The sequence below is a fragment of the Bradyrhizobium zhengyangense genome (genome assembly GCF_022012435.1).
Classification (GTDB): Bacteria; Pseudomonadota; Alphaproteobacteria; order Rhizobiales; family Xanthobacteraceae; genus Bradyrhizobium; species Bradyrhizobium zhengyangense.
In genome coordinates this window covers 46,664-65,562 of sequence record NZ_JAKLUA010000006.1, presented here as the reverse complement: position 1 = coordinate 65,562, position 18,899 = coordinate 46,664, and the positions used below count along the sequence as shown (strand labels likewise).

Sequence of the window (18,899 nt, the reverse complement as noted above, 5' to 3'; positions counted from 1 at the left end):
ATTGCAATTCGACGTTACGGCTGAGGCTGCTCTGCATTGTTTTTAGCCTTGTCGTGCCGCGAGCCGCGTGCCGCCATTCGCGCCGCCGGCCTCGATCTGCCAGTTCGTCCGCGCCTCTTCGGCACTCTCGAAGATGTGCGGCGCGACGCCGCGCTTTTCGAGCGCTTCGCCGAGCTTGATGCGCAGGAAGCCCGAAGTCGTGTAGCGCGACACGCCGGTATAGAAGCGATCGACCAGGCTGCGCACCATGGCCGAGTAATCGTCCAGCAGCTCCGGCAGAATCGAGAAGTTGTCATAATTGACGATGGCGTAGACCTTGCGGCCGAGCGGCGCGAGCCTGGCTTCGACGATGCGCGCGATCGCGTCGATATCGGCCTTGCTGCGTAGCGGATAGCGCTCCAGGTTGATGAAGAACAGGTTCTGCTGCTCGTCCAGCGCAAAGCGCTGGTCGAGCGGAATGGTGAGCAGCCGCTCGCGCAGATCCATGGGACCGTCGCGGAAGATGCGCGCATCCATCAGGGTTGGCTCGCGCGGGATCAGCGGCTTGAAGTCCATCAGGCGCAGGATGTCGCGTTCGATGTCAATGCCGGGTGCGACCTCGGTGAGCTCAAGTCCGTCGGGCCTCAGCGCGAAGACGCAGCGCTCGGTGACATAGAGCACGCGTTGCCCGCGCGTCGCGGCGAAGGGGCCGCTGAACGTCACGTGCTCGACGTGATCGACGAATTTGCGGGATTTCGCTTCCTCGACGACGGCGAGCTTGCCGTCGTTGACCGCGATGCGTTGCCTGCCGGCGGCAAAAGTGCCGACGAACACGACCTCCTTGGCATTCTGGCTGATGTTGATGAAGCCGCCGGCGCCGGCCAGCTTCGGCCCGAACTTGCTGACGTTGAGATTGCCGGTGCGATCGACCTGCGCAAGCCCGAGGAAGGCGGCGTCCAGCCCGCCGCCATCATAGAAGTCGAACTGATAGGGCTGGTCGATCACCGCCTGGGTATTGATCGCCGCGCCGAAATCGATGCCGCTTGCGGGGATGCCGCCGATCACGCCGGGCTCCGCAGTCAACGTGATCAAGTCGATGATGCGCTCTTCATTGGCGACGGAGGCTATGCCCTCGGGCATGCCGATGCCGAGATTGACGACGCTGTTGGCCTTCAGCTCGAAGGCCGCGCGGCGGGCGATGATCTTGCGCTCGCTCATCGGCATCTCGGGCAGCGAGGTCGTGCGCACCTTGATCTCGCTCGAGAAGGCGGGATTGTATTGCGTGCCAAACGTCTGCCAGTGATGTTCGGGCTTGGCCACGACCACGCAATCAACCAGCACGCCGGGGATCTTGACCTGACGCGGATTGAGGCTGCCGCTCTCGGCGACGCGTTCCACTTGGGCGATGACGATGCCGCCGGAATTGTGCGCGGCCATGGCAATCGCCAGCGCTTCCAGTGTCAGCGCCTCCTTCTCCATGGTGAGGTTGCCGTCGGGATCGCCGGTGGTGGCGCGGATGATCCCGATATTGATCGGGAACGTCCGATACAGCAGGCATTCCTCGCCGCGCAGCGTGATCAGCTCCACCATGTCCTCGGTGGTGCGCGCATTCAGCTTGCCGCCGCCATGCCTGGGGTCGACGAAAGTGCCGATGCCGACGCGGGTGATGTGAGCCGGGCGATGGGCGGCGATGTCGCGAAACAGGTGCGTGATCACGCCCTGCGGCAGATTATAAGCCTCGATCTGGTTTGCGATCGCGAGCTGCTGGAGCTTTGGCGCAAGGCCCCAGTGCCCGCCGATGACGCGGCGGACCAGGCCCTCATGCGCGAAGTGGTTGAGGCCGCGATGCTTGCCGTCGCCCTGGCCCGCGGCATAGACCAGCGTGAGGTTGCGCGGCTTGCCTTGCGTGTAGGGTGCATCGTCCTCGTTCGCCAGATAAAGCTCCTCCAGCGCGATCGCGATCTCCTCGGCAAAGCCGATGCCGACGAAGCCGCCGGTGGCGACCGTGTCGCCGTCACGGATCAGCATGACGGCTTCAGCGGCCGTGACGATCTTGCCCTTCTCGGAATTGGGCAGGTAAGCCAAGGCAGGATGCTGGCTCATCGCATTCCCTCCCATGTTTTTGCGGATCCTATGGTCCGCTCTTCTTGCTTTGTTTGATCTGCATCACGGGAGCGGCGCGCCGCTCCCGTGCCGTAAGCATTCAGGGCTAGCCGACCTTGCGCGTTTCAGTGGCGAAATAGACCGAGACCACCGTGATGATCGCGAGCGCGACCATGTAGAGCGAGATCGGCCAGGTCGCCGGCGCGTAAGCCGTCATCAGCCCGGTCGCGATCAGCGGCGACAGCGCGCCAGCGAAGATCGAGGCGAGGTTGTAGCCGAGCGAGACGCCGCTGTAGCGCACCTTGGTGCCGAATAGCTCCGACAGGAAGCTAGCCTGCGGCCCGTACATTGCGGCATGCCCGATCGCGAGGCCGAGCGCGATCGCGATCCAGGCAAGGTGCGGGTTCTTGGTCGCCAGCAGCATGAACAGCGGGAACGACATCAGTGCGGAGAACACCGCGCCGAAAATATAGATCGGCCGGCGCCCAACCTTGTCGGAGAGCGCACCGAAGGCCGGAATGGTGAAGGTCTCGATGGCGGCCGCGATCAGCACGCCGTTCAGCATGTCCTGCTTGTTCATGCCGAGCGATTGCGTCGCATAGGCGAGCACGAAAGTGGCGTAGATGTAAAAGAAGCCGTTCTCCGCGAAGCGCGCGCCCATCGCCAGCAGGATGTTCTTGGGATACATCCTGATCGCCTCGAGGATCGGCATCTTCACTTCCTGCTTGGTGTCCTTTACCTTCTGGAACTCCGGCGATTCCGCGATGGTGAAGCGGATCCAGAGGCCGACCAGCACCAGCGCGATCGAGAACAGGAACGGGATGCGCCAGCCCCAGGCATAGAGCTGCGCGTCTGATAGCGTCGAGGACACCACCGTGAACACCAGCGTGCCGAGCACGAGGCCGAGCGGCGCGCCGAGTTGTGGCCAGCTGCCGTAAAAGCCCTTCTTGTCCGCAGGCGCATGCTCGACCGCCATCAGCACCGCGCCGCCCCATTCGCCGCCAAGACCAAAACCCTGAACCAGACGGCAGGTGACGAGCAGCACCGCGGCCCAGACGCCGGCGGTCTCGTAGGTCGGAAGGAATCCAATCGCGGCGGTGGCCGCACCCATGATCAGCAGGGTGAGATAGAGCATGGTTTTGCGGCCGATCTTGTCGCCGTAGTGACCGAACACGACCCCGCCGAGCGGACGCGCGATGAAGCCGAGCGCATAGGTCGCGAACGCCAGCAGCGTGCCGATCATCGGATCGAAGGTCGGAAAGAACAGCTTGTTGAAGATCAGCGCCGCGGCGGTGCCGTAGAGGAAGAAGTCGTACCATTCGATGGCCGTGCCGATCAGGCTCGCAGTGGCGACCGTGACGTGCGACGGCTGTCTGGTCTGAAGCTGACGGACTGAGATCGCTTCACTCATCTGGCGTCCTCCCTGGTTGCAAATGCGCATGTGCAGCATGCGTCATTGTGCAAAGCGAAGAGCAAGGTCCGCGCCAGATGCTGTCGCTTTACGCAAAATGGCGGAAAATCCAGCAGATTCAGTGCAAGCGTCGGGAAAGAGGCGCAACGCGCCGTGTCCGGAATCCGAGACTCCGGACACGCGCTGTCTCGAATCTCAGATCGAGGCGGCGCCCGATGCGAGGCCGAACTTCGCGAGCTTCTTGTAGAAGGTCGCGCGCGAGATCTGGAGCATCTTGGCCGCTTCCGAGATCTGGCCGTTGCTGGCGGCAAGCGCCTGTTCCAGCGTGTGCTTCTCGAACTCGGCTTCGGCTTCCGCATAGGGCAGGACGAGACCGGTCGGCCGCATTGGTGCCGCTTGTATCATCTCCGCGCTCACGGGGAGAATGCGATCGAAATCGTCGCTGGTGAGGCGTCCCGAATCGCTCAGGATCAACGCGCGTTCCAGGATGTTGCGCAGCTCGCGGACATTGCCGGGCCAGCCGTACCGCGCCAGCGCAGTCAGACCGCTCGGCGTGATCCTGGCATTGAGATAGTCGCCGGATGCGCTGATGTCTTCCAGCAGCCGGCCGCAGATCTCTGGCAAGTCGTCCAGGCAATGACGCAGCGGCGGCAGCACGATCGAGAGCACGTTGAGCCGGTAGTAGAGATCGGCCCGGAATGTCCCCTCGCTGACCCGCTTGTGCAGGTCGACATTGGTGGCAGCAATTACGCGCACATCGACCTTGGTGACCTTGTCGGAGCCGAGCGGTTCGATCTCCCGCTCCTGCAGAACGCGCAGCAGCTTGGCCTGCAATTGCAGCGGCATCTCGCCGATCTCGTCGAGAAACAGCGTACCGCCGTGGGCGACCCGGAATTTGCCGTCGCGGCCCTTGCGGTCCGCACCGGTGTAGGCGCCCGGCGCCGCCCCGAAGAACTCCGATTCGATCAGCGTATCCGGGATCGCCGCGACGTTGACGCTCACGAAAGGCTTTTCGGCGCGCGCGGACGCATTGTGGATTGCCTGCGCCAGCATTTCCTTGCCGGTGCCGGTCTCGCCCGTGAGCAGGACGGTGACGCTTTGGCGCGCTGCACGGCCTGCGAGCTTCTTGGCCTGCGCGATGCCTGCGGTGCTGCCGACGTAGTCCTCGAAGGTGAAGCGTGCAGCGCGCGCGTGCGACAATTGTCGTCGCGCCAGCCGCAGGTCGTTCTCGAGCTGGGCGACGCGACCGAGCAGCGGCTTCAGGCCTTCGAGGCGATCGTAGAGCACGAAGCCGATCGCACCGATGATGTTGCCCTTCTCGTCCTCGATCGGCATGCGGGTGACGACGAGCTGCTCTCCCCCAAGCTCCATGATGTCGAGGATGATCGGCTCGCCCGTCTCCACGACCCTGCGCATCAGGCTGTTGGGGATGACCTCCTCGATCGGACGGCCAAGCGCCTCGGATTCATGCGAGAGGCCGATCGCGGTCACGTATTTCTCGTTGACATAGACCACGCGCCCGCTGCGATCGATCGCGATGGCGCCCTCGCACAGATGCTCCAGCCGCTCGAACAGCGTCTCCATCGCGCGGGCGCGGATATAGGCGGGGTCACTGACGACGGAAGAGGGACCAGACATGGCGTACCTCGGGGAGGTCTGCCTGTGTATTACCAAAAAGGCTGTAATTTCAAAGAGCGAAAACGGGGTCTAGCCAGCTCGCAAAGTCTGTCCACCGTCACCCTGAGGTGGCCGCTTCTTCAGCGGCCTCGAAGGGCGACGGCCCGGCTGGCAGTTCGGCCGTACATCCTTCGAGGCTCCCCATGCGCCGCGTTGCGCCGCACGGCTCGCACCTCAGGATGACGGATCAGTCTTGCGCCCCTACCGCCGATACCCGCTCGCCCGCGAATAGCCCTGGCGGTTCTGCTGCATCGGGCGGGCGGAGACGCTGCCGCGCGATTCGCTGGACGCGGGGGTGGCGAGCTTCAGCTCCTCCAGGAAGATGGGCCGCGCGAAATAATAGCCCTGCGCGTAGCGGATCTTGGTCGCGGCCTGGAGATAGGCGAGCTCCTCATAGGATTCGATGCCTTCGGCAATGACCGTCATGCCGAGCGCTTCGCTCAAGGATTCGATCGCGCGCAAAATGCCCTGGCTGCGCGGCCGCTTATGGATGTCGGTGATGAAGGAGCGGTCGATCTTGATCTCGTCGGCGGTGATGTCGGCGAGCGCCGACAGCGACGAATAGCCGGTGCCGAAATCGTCGATGGAGATGCCGACGCCGAGCTTGCGGAACATCGGCAGGATCTCGGCCTGGAAGTGGTTCTTGGCGACGAAGGCATCTTCCGTCACCTCGATCATGAATCGCCGGGGAAAGCCGGTGTCATCGAGCGCCTGGGCGAAATTGCGCATGAATTCGGGGTTGCCGGCCTGCTTGGCGGCGACATTGATGCTGATGGTCGCTTCCGCGCCAAAGGTCTCGTTGATCAGGTCGATCGACTTGACGATCTCGGCGAGCACGAGATGAGTGAGCTCGTCGATCAGACCGAGCTCGCCGGCGAGATTGATGAAGGAGCCCGGTGCCTGGATGACGCCCTCGTCGTCGCGCAGGCGCACCAGCGCTTCGATGCCTTTCACGGCTTGCGTGCGGATGTCGACCTTGGACTGGAAGGCGCAGCAGAAGCGCTTCTCGAGGATGGCCATCCGCAGCGACTGCTCGATCTTCATCCGCGCCAGCGCCTCGCGCTCCATGCCGGTATCGAAGAAGGCGGCGGATCCCTTGCCGTTGTTCTTGATGCGGTACATCGCGATGTCGGCGTTCTGGCGCAGCGTCTCGAAGCTGCTTCCATGGTCGGGATACAGGCTGATACCGACCGAGGTCGAGGCGAACACTTCCGAATTGTCGATGAAGAAGGGAGCCGTCAGCCGCTCCAATGTCGAGGTCATGAATTCGGCGACTTCCTCCTGGCTCCGGATAGGCGAGAGCAGCAGCAGGAATTCGTCGCCGGAGATGCGCGACAGCATATCGGACTCGCGCAAGTCGCGCCCGAGCCGTTTCGAAAGCTCGACCAGCAGCGCGTCGCCGACGGCGTGGCCGTAATAGTCGTTGATGTGCTTGAAATTGTCGACGTCGAGAAAGGCCAGCGCGAAGCGCTCGCCGCTGCGATCGCGGCCGAGCAGGCTGTTGGCGCGATGCTCGATGACGCGCCGCGAGGGCAGTCCGGTCAACTCGTCGAAATAGGCCGAGCGAAACAGCTGGTCCTCGAAATTTTTCTGCTCGGTGATGTCGGCGGACGCCGAGATCAAGAGTTCGCGGCCGGCGAGCTGCACCGGTCGGTGGGTGGTCAACAACACCTGGCGCGCAGGACCGTCCTGAAGCGCTTCTTCGGAGACGACAGGCTGCCCGGCCCGGAGCGCGCGCTCACAGGCCTCGCGACGCTGCGCGAGATCCGGCGACGGACGGCTGCCGTCCATGCCGAGCTGGGCGGCGGCGACATCGTTAACCAGGAGAAGCTTGCCTTGCGCGTCCTGCACGGTGAGGCCGGCAGGCAGCATTCTAACGATTTCCTTGAGAAATCCGAGTTCGGCTTCGTTGGCGCCGTTATGTGTATTGTCGTTCATAGAAGTCATGAATCTTGTTGTTTCAGCGCCTTTGCAATGAGCGCGATCATGCGCAGTTCCCTCTTAGGTTTGGTTAAGGAGTCCGCTGAAATACGGGGGTGTTCCGGGGAGAAAGGTCGTGCCGCGAGGCGCGCCGTCGATCGTCATTAACAGAACGTCAACGGCACTTGCGAAAGCGCGGGCGAAGCGCGCGCTTGTCTTTCGTTTGCGGCGAGGTGAGAGGCGTCACGAGCGCTGATTGAATCCGATGTGAGCTCCGGGGGCGGTCCACCTCTCCCCGCCGGGGAGAGGTGACCAAGCTCTATTCGCTCTTGGGAATGCGACACTGCATGATGCAGTGCAGCCCAGTCTTCAAATATGAGATCTCGGTCTTGCCGTCGAAGGCTGACAGCGCGGACTTCAAGAGCTTGGTACCGAAGCCCGGCGTGGAGATTTCGCCAACGGTCGGCCCCTCGGTTTCGTCCCACGTGATGGTCAGACGATCGTCATTGAGGGTCCATGACACCTGCAACAATCCGCGCGGTGCGGAGAACGCGCCGTATTTGCCGGCGTTGGTGGCAAGCTCGTGAAACATCAATGACAGTGTCACCGCGAGCTTCGGCGGCAGGAACAGCCGCTCTCCGTTGAGGGTGAAGCGGACATGGCCGTACGGGCCGAGCTCGGAGATCAGGAGATCGCGGATGTCGCAACCGCCCTTGTCGATCCGCGAGATCAGATCGTCGGTCGCGGCCAGCGAACGCAGCCGCGGGTCGATCCGGGCCCAGACCTGCGGCTGGTCGTGCAGCACCTGATGCAGCACGGCGTGCACGGTCGACAGCTTGTTCTTCAGCCGGTGCTGCAGCTCGTCGACCAGCAGCTTGCGATACTCTTCCTCTTCGATCAGCCGCCTGGAGATCCGGCGCTGCTCGGCAAGCATCGTTCGATAGTGCTCGACGCCCCAGATGGTCAGGGCGCAGACGCCCCAATAGAGCGTCAACAGCGCGAAGCGCGCACGATCGGCAGACACATCGTCGAAATTCAGGACGACACCGAGCACGCCGCCGACCAGCGCGGTCACGATACCGACCCGAAATCCTCCGAAGGCCGCTGCAAAGAACACGGCGGGGAAGTACGGCGTGAAATAGACGTCGGGGCGCACATGCGCGAGTCCCCAGCGCGCCAAAGTCGAAAGCAGCAGGCAGGCCAGCGCGAACGCAAGGCTCAGGCCCAGCGACGGCGTTGCCACGCCCCGCCAGCCCTTGCGGAATTCGTCGATTAGCTTCCCCATGCGCGGCCCGGTTGCGATCTCCGTCCGAAAATCGAGAGGCGGGCCACGATGTTACGCATCTCGGATGCGCAAGCAAAGCTTGCCTTGTCGCTATCAGGCTGGAACAGCGATGGTTGCGGCGCTTGATGTCGCAGCGATGTCATCGATCGGTGTCCGCCATTTGGCATCAAATCATTCGAAAACAGGCCCATTCCAGGGCCTGGCTTGACGGCGTGGTTACGGTGATCACGGGTGCGACGAGCGGGATCGGATTAAGTACCGCGCAAGTCTTGGTTGCCGAAGGTGCCAAAATTGTGATCGCGGGCCGGCGTCTACCGGAGAGCGAGGCGGTGCTGTGCGTAAGGCGTTTGATCGGGGAGTGTAGCGGCGCGCGAGGTGCCGTCGGGTGGGCAAAGGCGCGCCCCTCGCGCGCCGTGCCCACCAACTTCCTCTCATTGAGAAATGGTGGGCTCGGCGCTCTGTGCCTTTGCCCACGCTACGAGAGCGGCGGCTACACCGCCTTCATCCTCACCCTCAATCCATCCCGCGGCTTCGGAATCGGCCACATCTGCCACTCCGGCTTGTAGCCAGGCTCCAGCGACACCTCGATGTTCTGCAGGAAGTGCCGCGCGAAGCATTTCGCCTGCATGTAGGCGAAGTGCAGGCCGAGGCACATATGGGCGCCGCCGCCGAACGGAATCCAGGCGAAGCGATGGCGATTGCGCTGGGCTTCCTCGGTAAAGCGCAAGGGATCGAAGCGATCAGGCTCCGGCCAGATATCCTTCATGTGGTGCGTGTAGAGTGGATTGACGCCGACAGCGGTTCCGGCGGGAATCGCATAGCCCTTGAAGGTGAAATCGCGCATCGCGCGCCGCGGCATCGAGGGCACCGGCGGCTTGATCCGCAGCGCTTCCTTGAAGGCCATTTCCGACAGCGCCATTTTTTCGAGATCATCGAAGCTGCTGGCTGCATGCGGCGCGAGCCCCAGCGCGAGAACTTCGCTGCGCAGCCGGCTCTGCCAGTCGGGATTGGCGGCGAGCTCACCGATGAAAGACGTCAGCGACGAGGTCAGCGTGTCGTGCGCGGCCATCATCAGGAAGCTCATATGGTCGATGATGTCCTGGTCGGACAGCAGCGCGCCATCCTCATGGGTGGCGCGGCAGAGATGCGAGAACAGATCATCGCCGCCGTGATTGCCACGTCGCAGCGGAATCTGCTCGCGGAAATAGGCGATGATGCGCTTGCGCCCCCTCACGCCTGCCGCCATCTGCGTGCCGGGAAGGGGACGGCGGATCGGGGCGACCGCAGCCGCCACCATGTCGACGAAGGCGCGGTTGATCTCGTCGACCTCCGGTCCGATGTCGGCGCCGAGAAAGGACGTCGCGGCGAGATCGAGCGTGAGCTGCTTCATCGCCGGATAAAGCCGCATCTCGCCCGGCTTGGCCTTCCATTGCGCGACGCGCGCGGAGATGCCGCGGTCGAGATCGCTGAGATAGGACTTCATCGGCCCGGACTTGAACGCGACCGACAACGCCTTGCGATGCAGCCTGTGCTCGTCGAAATCGAGCAGCATCAGCCCGCGCGGAAACAACAGGCCAAGCACGTTGTTCCAGCCATGGGTCGACGAGAACAGCTTTTGCTGGTCGAACAGCACGAGCTCGTTGGCCTCGGGGCCGAGCAGCACGATGTTGGTCTCGCCGAAAATATGGGTGCGGTAGACCGGGCCGTATTTCGCGCCGTTTCGCTCGATATGCCCCTTGGGATCGGCGAGCACCTGAAACGTCTTGCCGATGACCGGCCAGCCTTCGTCGCCGGGGATGTGCGTCAGCTCATTGCGTTTCGGCGCGGTGTACTGAAGCGCGGATGTGGCCACATTCTGCATCGACATGACGATTGCTCCGGATGGCTGACCCCGACGACATAGCACAAAACCGGCACGGTGACGCGAGGGTTGTTTGGCGCGCAAGTCAACACACACCTTCGCCGGGACGACGAATGTCCCCTACCGCTTCGCCGCTTCCTTCTGCAAATCCGGCGCGTTGACGGCGGGAATCGCGACCCGGCCGGGGCCGGTGACCTTCAATGCCTCGGCGGCCTTCTCGTTCTGCATGATCTTGGCCATCACGGCCTGACCGGCGCGCTCGAAAATCGCGCGGTTCTCGATCACGAATTTTTGCGACCTGCGCAGGCCGTCGATATAGCCGTTGATTTCCGGCACGACATAGCGCGCCACCATGTCCCAGCTCCGGCGCGTGGCTTCCGGATTGGCCCAATCGTGCACGAAGCCGATGATGGCACCGACGCCGCCTGATACCTCCATCACGTTCTTGATGGTTTTGACGAGATCGTCGGGCGTGCCGATGGTGGACGCGGCACCTTCGACGAAGGCGGTCTTGTCCACGGCCTCGTCAGGCGAGGAGAAGGCGGTGAGGCCCGGCCGCTGCAGCGTGCCGACATTATATTCGTTGTGCCAGCGCATCAGCCCGGCGCCGGCCTCCTTGCGGGCCTGTTCGCGGCTTTCGGCGATGTGGAAGGTCAGCAGCACGCGCCAGTCGGCGCGGTCGACCTTCGTGCCGTGCTTCTTGGCGGCATCCTCGGCGAATTGCCATTGCTGTTGCAGCGACATCAGCCCCTGCGTCGTCATCGAGCCCAGCGAGATGATGCCGATGCCATATTTGCCGGCGAGGGTCATGCCCGACGGCGAGATCTGCGAGGCGACGACAAACGGCATCTCCTCCTGCAACGGCAGAAGCTGGAGCGCGGCGTCGTTCATGGTGAATCACTCGGTCTTGGCGGTGACACGCTCGCCATTGAAGAGGCGACGGATCACGTCGATCGCCTCATCCTGGCGATCGCGCTGCGTCATCGGGTCGATGCCGAGCGTATGTGCGTCCGAGGCCAGCGCGCCGGGGCCGGAGCCGAAGATGGCGCGGCCGCCGGTCATGTGGTCGAGCTGCACCATGCGCTGGGCGACGTTGAAGGGGTGGTGATAGGGCAGCGAGATCACGCCGGTGCCGAGCCTGATCCGCTTGGTGCGCTCGCCGGCCGCGGCCAGGAACATCTCGGGCGAGGCGATCATCTCCCAGCCGGAGGAGTGGTGCTCGCCGCACCAGAACTCGTCATAGCCGAGCGCGTCGAGCTGCTCGACCAGATCGAGATCGCGCCGAAACTGGAGCATCGGATGCTCCCCGATCGGGTGATGCGGGGCAAGAAAGGCTCCAAACTTCAAGCGCGCCATGGCGTTCTCTCCGGCTGAGTTTTTTGTTTGTTGGTGGCGAGAGGCTACGTGTCCGACGGCACGAACGCAATCACGCGATGTCCCGCGCCGCGGAATGCAGGCATGCGCTCATCATCTCCCTCTCCCCGCTTGCGGGGAGAAGGCAAGGGGCCCGCAAATCTGACCTCCGAGGTAATGGCGGAGAGACCTGAGGGCTGAAATCATCAGTCCGGCAGTTCGAAGGGGCCCGCGCCGATGCATCAAACCGTCACAAAGCCCGTCGATTCGACCCGGCGCTGGTGGGTGCTGGCGATCGTCGTCGCCGCGCAATTCATGTTCGGCGTCGACGCCTTCATCGTGAACGTCGCCATCCCCACCATCGCGGTCGATCTGCACGCGAGCCCGGCGCAGATCGAATCCGTCATCGCGATCTATCTGATCGCCTATGCGACGCTGGTCGTCACCGGCGGCCGGCTCGGCGATATCCACGGCACCAGGAATGTGTTTCTCGTCGGCGTGCTCGGCTTCACCGCGACGTCGCTGTGGTGCGGGCTCGCACATTCAGGCATGGAGCTGATCATCGCCCGGCTGGCGCAGGGTGCCACCGCAGCACTGATGGTGCCGCAGGTGCTGGCGACCCTGCATCTGCTGTTCACGGACGAGTCGCGCAGCCGCGCATTCGGCATCTATGGCATCGTGCTTGGGCTCGCGGGTGCCGCCGGCTTTCTGCTTGGTGGTCTGCTGGTCACGATCGACATTGCCCATACCGGCTGGCGCTCGGTGTTCTTCGTCAACGTGCCTTGCGGCCTCGTCATCGCCGCTGCTGCCTGGCTGATCATGCCGACGGTGCCGCGGCGAGCGGGCACAAGGCTCGACATCAAGGGCAGCGTGGTGTTGTTCGCTGGGCTGTTGTGCCTGATCGGCCCGTTGCTGTTCGGCCACGATGTCGGCTGGGCGCCGTGGTTGTGGGCGGTGATGGCAGGCGGCGGCATGATCCTCTTTGCATTCGTCAAGCTCGAACACGCGGTCGCGCGCGCCGGCATGCCGCTGATCGATCTGGCGCTGCTGGCGGATGCCGCGTTCCTGCGCGGGCTTGGCGCCGCCTTCTTTTTCTTTGCCGCCAATCTCTCGTTCTATCTGGTGATGACGCTGTTCATGCAGCGCGGCCTGAAGATCCCGCCGCTCGCGGCCGGCCTCGCCTTTATTCCGCTCGCGCTGGCCTTCGTCGTCGCCTCGCGCCATAGCGGCGCGCGGGCAAGGCATCGGGGGACCAGGGTTTTGCTCGAAGGCTGCGCGTTGCAGATCGCCGGCCTCGCCGCGCTCGCGCTTGTCGTAGACGCGCTCGACGCGCCGACGCCGGTCGCGCTCGCGCTCGTCATGCTCATCTTCGGCTACGGCCAGGGCCTGGTCATGGCGCCGCTGTCGGGCGCCGTGCTCTCGACCGTCAAGCCTGTCGCGGCGGGCTCGGCGTCGGGCATGTACGGCACGACAGCGCAGATCGGAAATGCGGCCGGAGTGGCCGCGATCGGCGCGGTGTTCTTCGCAATCGAATCGTTGCAATCAGCGCGCGCAGGTTTTCTCGTCTCGCTCGCGCTGTTTGTGACATTAATCATGATGTCAGCCGCATTCCTGACGTGGATGCGCCGCGCATCTGCACGAAGTTGAGGCATTGCGGTTAATACATGCGGTTTTTCCCGGGATTTGGCGTGATTCCGCAGGGATCGGCAGCACACGGCCTTTTCATTTTGCACTGCAGCAACTATCTGGTCTGGGTAAACGTTGAGAGTCGCCCACCAGGAACTTGCCGTGTCGTTAGCCCGAAATGTCGATCTGTTGAGACGTTTGCCAAGGATGGACGGTCTGCGCCTGCCCGACTTCGGCGCAAGCGCTGACTCGTCCAGCCCGCTGCAGGAGGTCACCGGCTTTGGCGACAATCCCGGCGCCTTGCGCATGTTCGCCTTCGTGCCGGCGCAGTTGCAGAAGCCGCGCGCGCTCGTCGTCGTGCTGCACGGCTGCGGCCAGACGGCCGCGGCTTACGACCTCGGTGCGGGCTGGTCGACGCTCGCGCGTCACTATGGCTTTGCGCTCGTCATGCCCGAGCAGCAGCGCATCAACAATGGCAACACCTGCTTCAACTGGTTCAACCCTGACGACACCGCGCGCGACTCTGGCGAGGCGCGTTCGATCCGCGAGATGATCGCGCATATGGTCGGGGCGCATCGCGTCGATCCCAGGCGCATCTACATCACCGGTCTTTCCGCCGGCGGCGGCATGACCTCGGTGATGCTTGCGACCTATCCGGAGGTGTTCGCGGCCGGCGCGATCATCGCGGGTCTTCCCTACGGCATCGCGTCGAACTTGCGCGAAGCGCTCGACGGCATGTTTCACTCGCCTGAGCGGCCCGAGCGCGAGCTCGGCGATTTCGTGCGGCGGGCGTCCAACCATCGCGGATCCTGGCCGAAAGTGTCGGTGTGGCACGGCAGCGCCGACCGCACCGTCAATCCCGGCAATGCCAACGAAATCGTCAAGCAGTGGCTCGATCTGCACGACCTGCCGATGATCCCGATGGCCGAGACCGTCGTCGACGGCTATCCGCGTCAGGCCTGGTGGAACAGGGACGGCGAAACGCTGGTCGAGTCCTACGCCATCACAGGCATGGCGCACGGCACGCCGCTCGGGCTTGCCGACAACGATCAGCGCTACGGCGTCGAAGGCGCGTTCCTGATCGAGGCCGGCATTTCCTCGTCTTATCACATCGCAAAATTCTTCGGCCTCACCGGCTGGATTCAGGAGGCGAAGAAGGATGAGGCGAAGCCCGTCGCTCCGGCAAAGGCAGCCCCCGTGCGTTCGCCGGCGCCGCATCTCGCCCGCACGATCCGTGTGAAGGTGGCCGAGGAGAAGGCCGAGCCGAAGCGCGAGCAGGCTAGCCGCTTCGATCTCGGCCAGATCATCACCCGCGCCCTGACGGCGGCGGGATTGATGAAGTAGCGCGCGGCGCGCTCACATCTCGCCGGTGATGAACGGATTGGTCATCCGCTCCTGGCCGATGCTCGAGCCGGCGCCGTGGCCGCAGATGAAGCCGACGTCGTCGCCGAGCGGCAGCAGCTTCGTCATGATCGAGTTGATCAGCGTGGCGTGGCTGCCGCCAGGCAAATCGGTACGGCCGACCGAGCCGGCGAACAAGACGTCGCCGACATGGGCAAAGCGCAAATCCCCGTTGAAGAACACCACGCTGCCCGGTGAGTGACCGGGGCAGTGCAGGATGTCGAACGTCAAGTCGCCGATCGATACGCTGTCGCCTTCGTCGAGCCAGCGGTCCGGCTCGAAATTGCGCACATCAGTCATGCCGAAGCGCGCGCCGCTCTCGACCACGTTGTCGAGCAGATATTTGTCCGCGACATGCGGGCCCTCGATCGGCACTTTCAGTGCATCGCGCAAGTCGGCCGCGCCGCCGACATGGTCGATATGGCCGTGGGTCAGCCAGATCTTCTCCACGGTGACGCCGGTCTGCTTGATCGCGTCCAGGATCTTCGGCACGTCCCCGCCGGGATCGATCACCACGGCCTTCTTGGAAGGCTCGTCCCAGATGATGGTGCAGTTCTGCTCGAACAGCGTCACGGGCACGATGATCGCGCCGGCTTTGGCTTGTTGGGTGTCGGTTTGCTCGCTCATGGCCTCACAATGCCGATTTTTGCTGCGCCGCCAAGCAAAATAGTCGTGGTCGGCCTGCGGAACAGGCTGATGTCACACGGTCGTCCCAATTGGTGTGGCTGTTTGAACCGGGGGCGTTGCTTCCGCGTTCTCTCGCGCGAAGCAGATTTCCAGGCGGATGTCCGAGATGGCACAGGGCGGCGACTTTTGGTGGCGCGACGGCATCTTCTATCAGATCTATCCGCGCTCCTTTCAGGACTCGGACGGTGACGGCGTCGGCGATCTCGCCGGCATTTTGCGACGACTGCCTTATGTGAAATCGCTCGGCGTCGATGCGATCTGGCTGTCGCCGATCTTCCCCTCGCCGATGGCCGATTTCGGCTACGACATCTCCGACTATACCGGTATTGATCCGCTGTTCGGCACCATGACGGATTTCGACGCGCTGCTCGCCGCCGCGCACGACAACGGATTGAAGCTGATCCTCGATCTCGTCCCGAACCACACCTCCGACCAGCATCCCTGGTTCGTCGAGAGCCGCGCCTCGCGCGATAACCCCAGGCGCGACTGGTACATCTGGCGCGATCCGGCGCCCGATGGCGGCGTCCCGAACAACTGGCTGTCCGAGTTCGGCGGCAGCGCGTGGCAATTCGACGAGGCCACCGGCCAATATTACTACCACGCCTTCCTCGCCCAGCAGCCGGACCTCAACTGGCGCAACCCCGATGTCCGCGCGGCGATGTACGACGTGATGCGGTTCTGGCTCGAGAAAGGCGTCGACGGCTTCCGTGTCGACGTGATCTGGCACCTGATCAAGGATGCGGCGTTTCGCGACAACCCGCCGAACCCGCGCTATGTCGAGGGCCGGCCGCCGAACGAGAAGATCCTGACGCAATACTCCACCGACCAGCCGGAGGTGTTCGACGTCATCGCCGAGATGCGGCGCGTCACAGATGCCTATTCCGCGCGCGTCTTGATCGGCGAGGTCTATCTGCCGCTGCACCGCCTGATGGCCTATTACGGCAACGATCTCACCGGCGCGCAAATGCCGTTTAATTTCGCGCTGCTCTCGACCTTCTGGAGCGCGCGCTCGATCGAGAAGATCATCGAGGATTACGAGAAGGCGCTGCCCACAGGCGCCTGGCCGAACTGGGTGCTCGGCAATCACGATCGCCCGCGCGTTGCGAGCCGTGTCGGTCCCGAGCAGGCCCGCATCGCCGCCATGCTGCTGCTGACACTGCGCGGCACGCCGACGCTCTATTACGGCGACGAGATCGGCATGCATCAGCTCGCGATCGCGCCGGAGGACGTTCGCGATCCCTTCGAGAAGAACGTGCCCGGCATCGGCGTCGGACGCGACGGCTGCCGTACGCCGATGCAATGGGATTCGTCGCAGTTCGGCGGCTTCTCGGACGTCAGACCATGGTTGCCGCTGCCCGACGACCATATCCATGAGAACGTCGTCAATCTCGAAGCCGACGCGCGCTCGATCCTCAGCCTGTACAAGCGTCTGATCGCGCTGCGGAAGAGTTCGCCCGCGCTTGTCGCCGGCGACTATCATCCGATCGCCGCGCAAGGCGACCTGCTGATCTATCGCCGTGAGGCCGAGGGCAGGGCGCTCATCGTGGTGCTCAATCTCGGCCCCGAGCCGATTGCGGTGACCACCAGTTCGATCCGCTTTGGCAGCGAGATATTGCTGTCGACGTTCCTGGATCGCGAGGGGGAGAGGCTTGAGGGCGTGCTGGATCTGCGTGGCAATGAGGGCGTCGTGGTGGCGCCGCCTCATACCTAGCCGTCGTCCTGGAACAGCGAAGCGCAGATCCAGGATCCATTACCCCAGGGATGAGTTTGGCGAAGGCCGGTGGTTACTAGCTCGGGCGACGACGAACCCTTGGGGTGATGGGTCCTGGCTTTCGCCAGGACGACGCTGTGACACTACCCCGGATGCTTGTTCCCAGCGTTGCTCTCGTCGATATCGCTCCGTTTCAACAGATAGTCCAGCCCGCCAACGCGATACCAGCGATAGCCATACGGCTCCAGCACGACGCGGTGCTGGCCGCGCTTGTCGGCGTGGCTGTGGTCTTCCGCCAGCAAATTGATCAGGTGCTCACCGGCATCGCCGGGCAGTCCCGCCGAGAACGTGGTCTCCCGCGGCTTCTCATCCAGATTGTGCACGAACAGCACGGAATTGTTGCGCCAGTCGTAACGCATGATGAAGACGGCGGGATCGCGCGTCGCGATGATGGCGAAATCGCCCCAGCCGATCTCCGGCACTTCCTTGCGCATGCGCACGATACGCTCGGTCCAGTTCAGCATCGAATTCGGATCGCGCCGCTGTTTTGCGACATTGAGGTGCTCGAAGCCGTAGGGCCCCTTATCGATGACGGGGCTCGCCGGCTTGCTGCTCTTGGTGAAGCCGCCCTGCGGCTCGGTCGACCATTGCATCGGTGTGCGCGCGCAATTGCGCTCCGGCAGCGAGAGATCGTCGCCCATGGCGATCTCGTCGCCGTAGCGGATCACAGGCGTTCCCGGCAGTGTGCACATCAGGCTGTAGGCGAGCTCGAGCCGCCGTCGGTCGCCGCCCAGCATCGGCGCGAGCCGGCGGCGGATGCCACGGTCGTAGAGCTGCATGTCCTTGTCCGGACCAAAGCGCTTGAAGACCAGGTCGCGTTGCGCCTTGGTCAACCGGCCGAGATCGAGCTCGTCGTGATTGCGCAGGAACAGGCCCCATTGCGCCGCGGCCGGCCGCGGCTTGGTCGCCTTCAGCGCCTTCGCCAGCGGACGCGAATCGCCGGACGCTAGCGCATAGAACAAGTTCTGGTTGGCCTGGAAGTTGAACATCATGTGCATGCGGTCGCCATCGCGGCCGAAATAGTCCATGTCGGTTTCCGGCTTCACGTTGGCTTCGGCGAGGATGATGGCGTCGCCCTGCCGCCATTGCAGGAATTCGCGGAAGGTGCGCAGCATGTCGTATTGCTCGACGGGCTTCCTGACCTTCGCGCCCTTGGTGGCGATCACGAAGGGCACGGCGTCCATGCGGAAGCCGGAGACGCCGAGCTGGATCCAGAAGCCCATGATCTTCAAAATCTCGGCCTGCACATGCGGATTCGAGGTGTTGAGATCGGGCTGGAAATCGTAGAAGCGGTGGAAGAACCAGGCGCCGGCTTCCTTGTCGCGGGTCCATGTCGACTTCTGGACACCGGGAAACACCATACCGGTGTTGGCGTTGGCCGGCTTCTTGTCGGACCACACATACCAGTCTCGGTAGGGCGAGTTCTTGTCGCGCCGCGCTTCCTTGAACCATTGATGCTGGTCCGAGGTGTGGTTGACGACGAGGTCGATGATGACTCGGATGCCGCGCTGCTTGCAGCCATGGGTGAACTCGACGAAATCGCCGAGCGTGCCGTAACGGGAATCGACGCTGTAATAGTCGGCGACATCGTAACCATCGTCGCGGCCGGGCGAGGTCTGGAACGGCATCAGCCAGATCGTGGTGATGCCGAGCCCGTGCAGATAATCGAGCCGGCGCAAGAGGCCCTTGAAGTCGCCGATGCCGTCGCCGTTGGCATCCATATAGGTGCCGACCGAGAGGCAATAGATCACGCCGTTTTTGTACCAGAGATCGTCGATCATGCGCGCGCAGCCTCGTTCGCTCCGCCCGCAACCGTCGGCGGCTG

At 63.6% G+C, this 18,899-nt stretch carries 11 protein-coding genes and 2 pseudogenes; 4 read left to right on the top strand and 9 right to left on the bottom strand.

What is annotated here, in order from left to right:
• Window positions 1-42: 42 nt before the first annotated feature.
• The 5 genes from L6637_RS19665 to L6637_RS19645 all read right to left on the bottom strand — a co-directional run bounded on the left by L6637_RS19665 (window position 43) and on the right by L6637_RS19645 (window position 8,375).
• Window positions 43-2,082, bottom strand: coding sequence for an acyl CoA:acetate/3-ketoacid CoA transferase (locus L6637_RS19665; RefSeq protein WP_237871763.1), 2,040 nt, complete (start codon window positions 2,080-2,082; stop codon window positions 43-45).
• A gap of 106 nt (window positions 2,083-2,188) precedes the next feature.
• Complete coding sequence (locus L6637_RS19660; RefSeq protein WP_237860484.1) at window positions 2,189-3,493, bottom strand: MFS transporter; 1,305 nt, start codon at window positions 3,491-3,493, stop codon at window positions 2,189-2,191.
• A gap of 195 nt (window positions 3,494-3,688) precedes the next feature.
• On the bottom strand, window positions 3,689-5,131 hold the full coding sequence (locus tag L6637_RS19655) for a sigma-54 interaction domain-containing protein (RefSeq protein WP_237871761.1): 1,443 nt from the start codon (window positions 5,129-5,131) through the stop codon (window positions 3,689-3,691).
• 240 nt (window positions 5,132-5,371) lie between these two features.
• Window positions 5,372-7,108: a putative bifunctional diguanylate cyclase/phosphodiesterase gene (locus tag L6637_RS19650; protein ID WP_237871759.1), complete on the bottom strand. Its 1,737-nt coding sequence runs from the start codon at window positions 7,106-7,108 to the stop codon at window positions 5,372-5,374.
• Between the two features lie 301 nt (window positions 7,109-7,409).
• The gene (locus L6637_RS19645; RefSeq protein WP_237871757.1) at window positions 7,410-8,375 is read right to left on the bottom strand and encodes a sensor histidine kinase; all 966 of its coding nucleotides are present in this window, start codon (window positions 8,373-8,375) and stop codon (window positions 7,410-7,412) included.
• 173 nt (window positions 8,376-8,548) lie between these two features.
• On the opposite strand from L6637_RS19645, the pseudogene L6637_RS19640 reads away from it, so the two are divergent.
• Window positions 8,549-8,734: pseudogene (locus tag L6637_RS19640) on the top strand (SDR family NAD(P)-dependent oxidoreductase); the annotation flags it as partial.
• A gap of 131 nt (window positions 8,735-8,865) precedes the next feature.
• Here L6637_RS19640 and L6637_RS19635 read toward each other — a convergent pair.
• Both L6637_RS19635 and L6637_RS19630 read right to left on the bottom strand, forming a co-directional pair.
• On the bottom strand, window positions 8,866-10,242 hold the full coding sequence (locus L6637_RS19635; protein WP_237871755.1) for a cytochrome P450: 1,377 nt from the start codon (window positions 10,240-10,242) through the stop codon (window positions 8,866-8,868).
• Between the two features lie 114 nt (window positions 10,243-10,356).
• Window positions 10,357-11,592: pseudogene (locus tag L6637_RS19630) on the bottom strand (LLM class flavin-dependent oxidoreductase).
• Window positions 11,593-11,826: 234 nt separating this feature from the next.
• On the opposite strand from L6637_RS19630, the gene L6637_RS19625 reads away from it, so the two are divergent.
• Both L6637_RS19625 and L6637_RS19620 read left to right on the top strand, forming a co-directional pair.
• Window positions 11,827-13,236, top strand: a complete 1,410-nt coding sequence (locus L6637_RS19625) for an MFS transporter (RefSeq protein ID WP_237871753.1) — start codon at window positions 11,827-11,829, stop codon at window positions 13,234-13,236.
• A 141-nt stretch (window positions 13,237-13,377) separates the two neighbouring features.
• A complete protein-coding gene (locus tag L6637_RS19620) occupies window positions 13,378-14,559 on the top strand; it encodes an extracellular catalytic domain type 1 short-chain-length polyhydroxyalkanoate depolymerase (RefSeq protein ID WP_237871751.1) in 1,182 nt (393 codons plus the stop codon).
• Between the two features lie 12 nt (window positions 14,560-14,571).
• On the opposite strand, the gene L6637_RS19615 is transcribed toward L6637_RS19620, so the two are convergent.
• Window positions 14,572-15,243, bottom strand: a complete 672-nt coding sequence (locus L6637_RS19615) for an MBL fold metallo-hydrolase (RefSeq protein WP_237860466.1) — start codon at window positions 15,241-15,243, stop codon at window positions 14,572-14,574.
• Window positions 15,244-15,409: 166 nt separating this feature from the next.
• Between L6637_RS19615 and L6637_RS19610 the strand changes: the two genes are divergently transcribed.
• Entirely contained in the window at window positions 15,410-17,014 is a 1,605-nt protein-coding gene (locus L6637_RS19610) for an alpha-amylase family glycosyl hydrolase (protein WP_237871955.1), read from the top strand.
• Window positions 17,015-17,157: 143 nt separating this feature from the next.
• Here L6637_RS19610 and L6637_RS19605 read toward each other — a convergent pair whose 3' ends face one another.
• Window positions 17,158-18,855, bottom strand: coding sequence for an alpha-amylase family protein (locus L6637_RS19605; RefSeq protein ID WP_237871749.1), 1,698 nt, complete (start codon window positions 18,853-18,855; stop codon window positions 17,158-17,160).
• Between the last annotated feature and the right edge of the window lie 44 nt (window positions 18,856-18,899).

Bases quoted from the DNA above. Each gene is read 5' to 3' on its own strand.
- L6637_RS19665 (WP_237871763.1), bottom strand. From the start codon at position 2,082: ATGAGCCAGCATCCTGCCTTGGCTTACCTGCCCAATTCCGAGAAGGGC.
- L6637_RS19660 (WP_237860484.1), bottom strand. From the start codon at position 3,493: ATGAGTGAAGCGATCTCAGTCCGTCAGCTTCAGACCAGACAGCCGTCG.
- L6637_RS19655 (WP_237871761.1), bottom strand. From the start codon at position 5,131: ATGTCTGGTCCCTCTTCCGTCGTCAGTGACCCCGCCTATATCCGCGCC.
- L6637_RS19650 (WP_237871759.1), bottom strand. From the start codon at position 7,108: ATGAACGACAATACACATAACGGCGCCAACGAAGCCGAACTCGGATTT.
- L6637_RS19645 (WP_237871757.1), bottom strand. From the start codon at position 8,375: ATGGGGAAGCTAATCGACGAATTCCGCAAGGGCTGGCGGGGCGTGGCA.
- L6637_RS19635 (WP_237871755.1), bottom strand. From the start codon at position 10,242: ATGTCGATGCAGAATGTGGCCACATCCGCGCTTCAGTACACCGCGCCG.
- L6637_RS19625 (WP_237871753.1), top strand. From the start codon at position 11,827: ATGCATCAAACCGTCACAAAGCCCGTCGATTCGACCCGGCGCTGGTGG.
- L6637_RS19615 (WP_237860466.1), bottom strand. From the start codon at position 15,243: ATGAGCGAGCAAACCGACACCCAACAAGCCAAAGCCGGCGCGATCATC.
- L6637_RS19610 (WP_237871955.1), top strand. From the start codon at position 15,410: ATGGCACAGGGCGGCGACTTTTGGTGGCGCGACGGCATCTTCTATCAG.
- L6637_RS19605 (WP_237871749.1), bottom strand. From the start codon at position 18,855: ATGATCGACGATCTCTGGTACAAAAACGGCGTGATCTATTGCCTCTCG.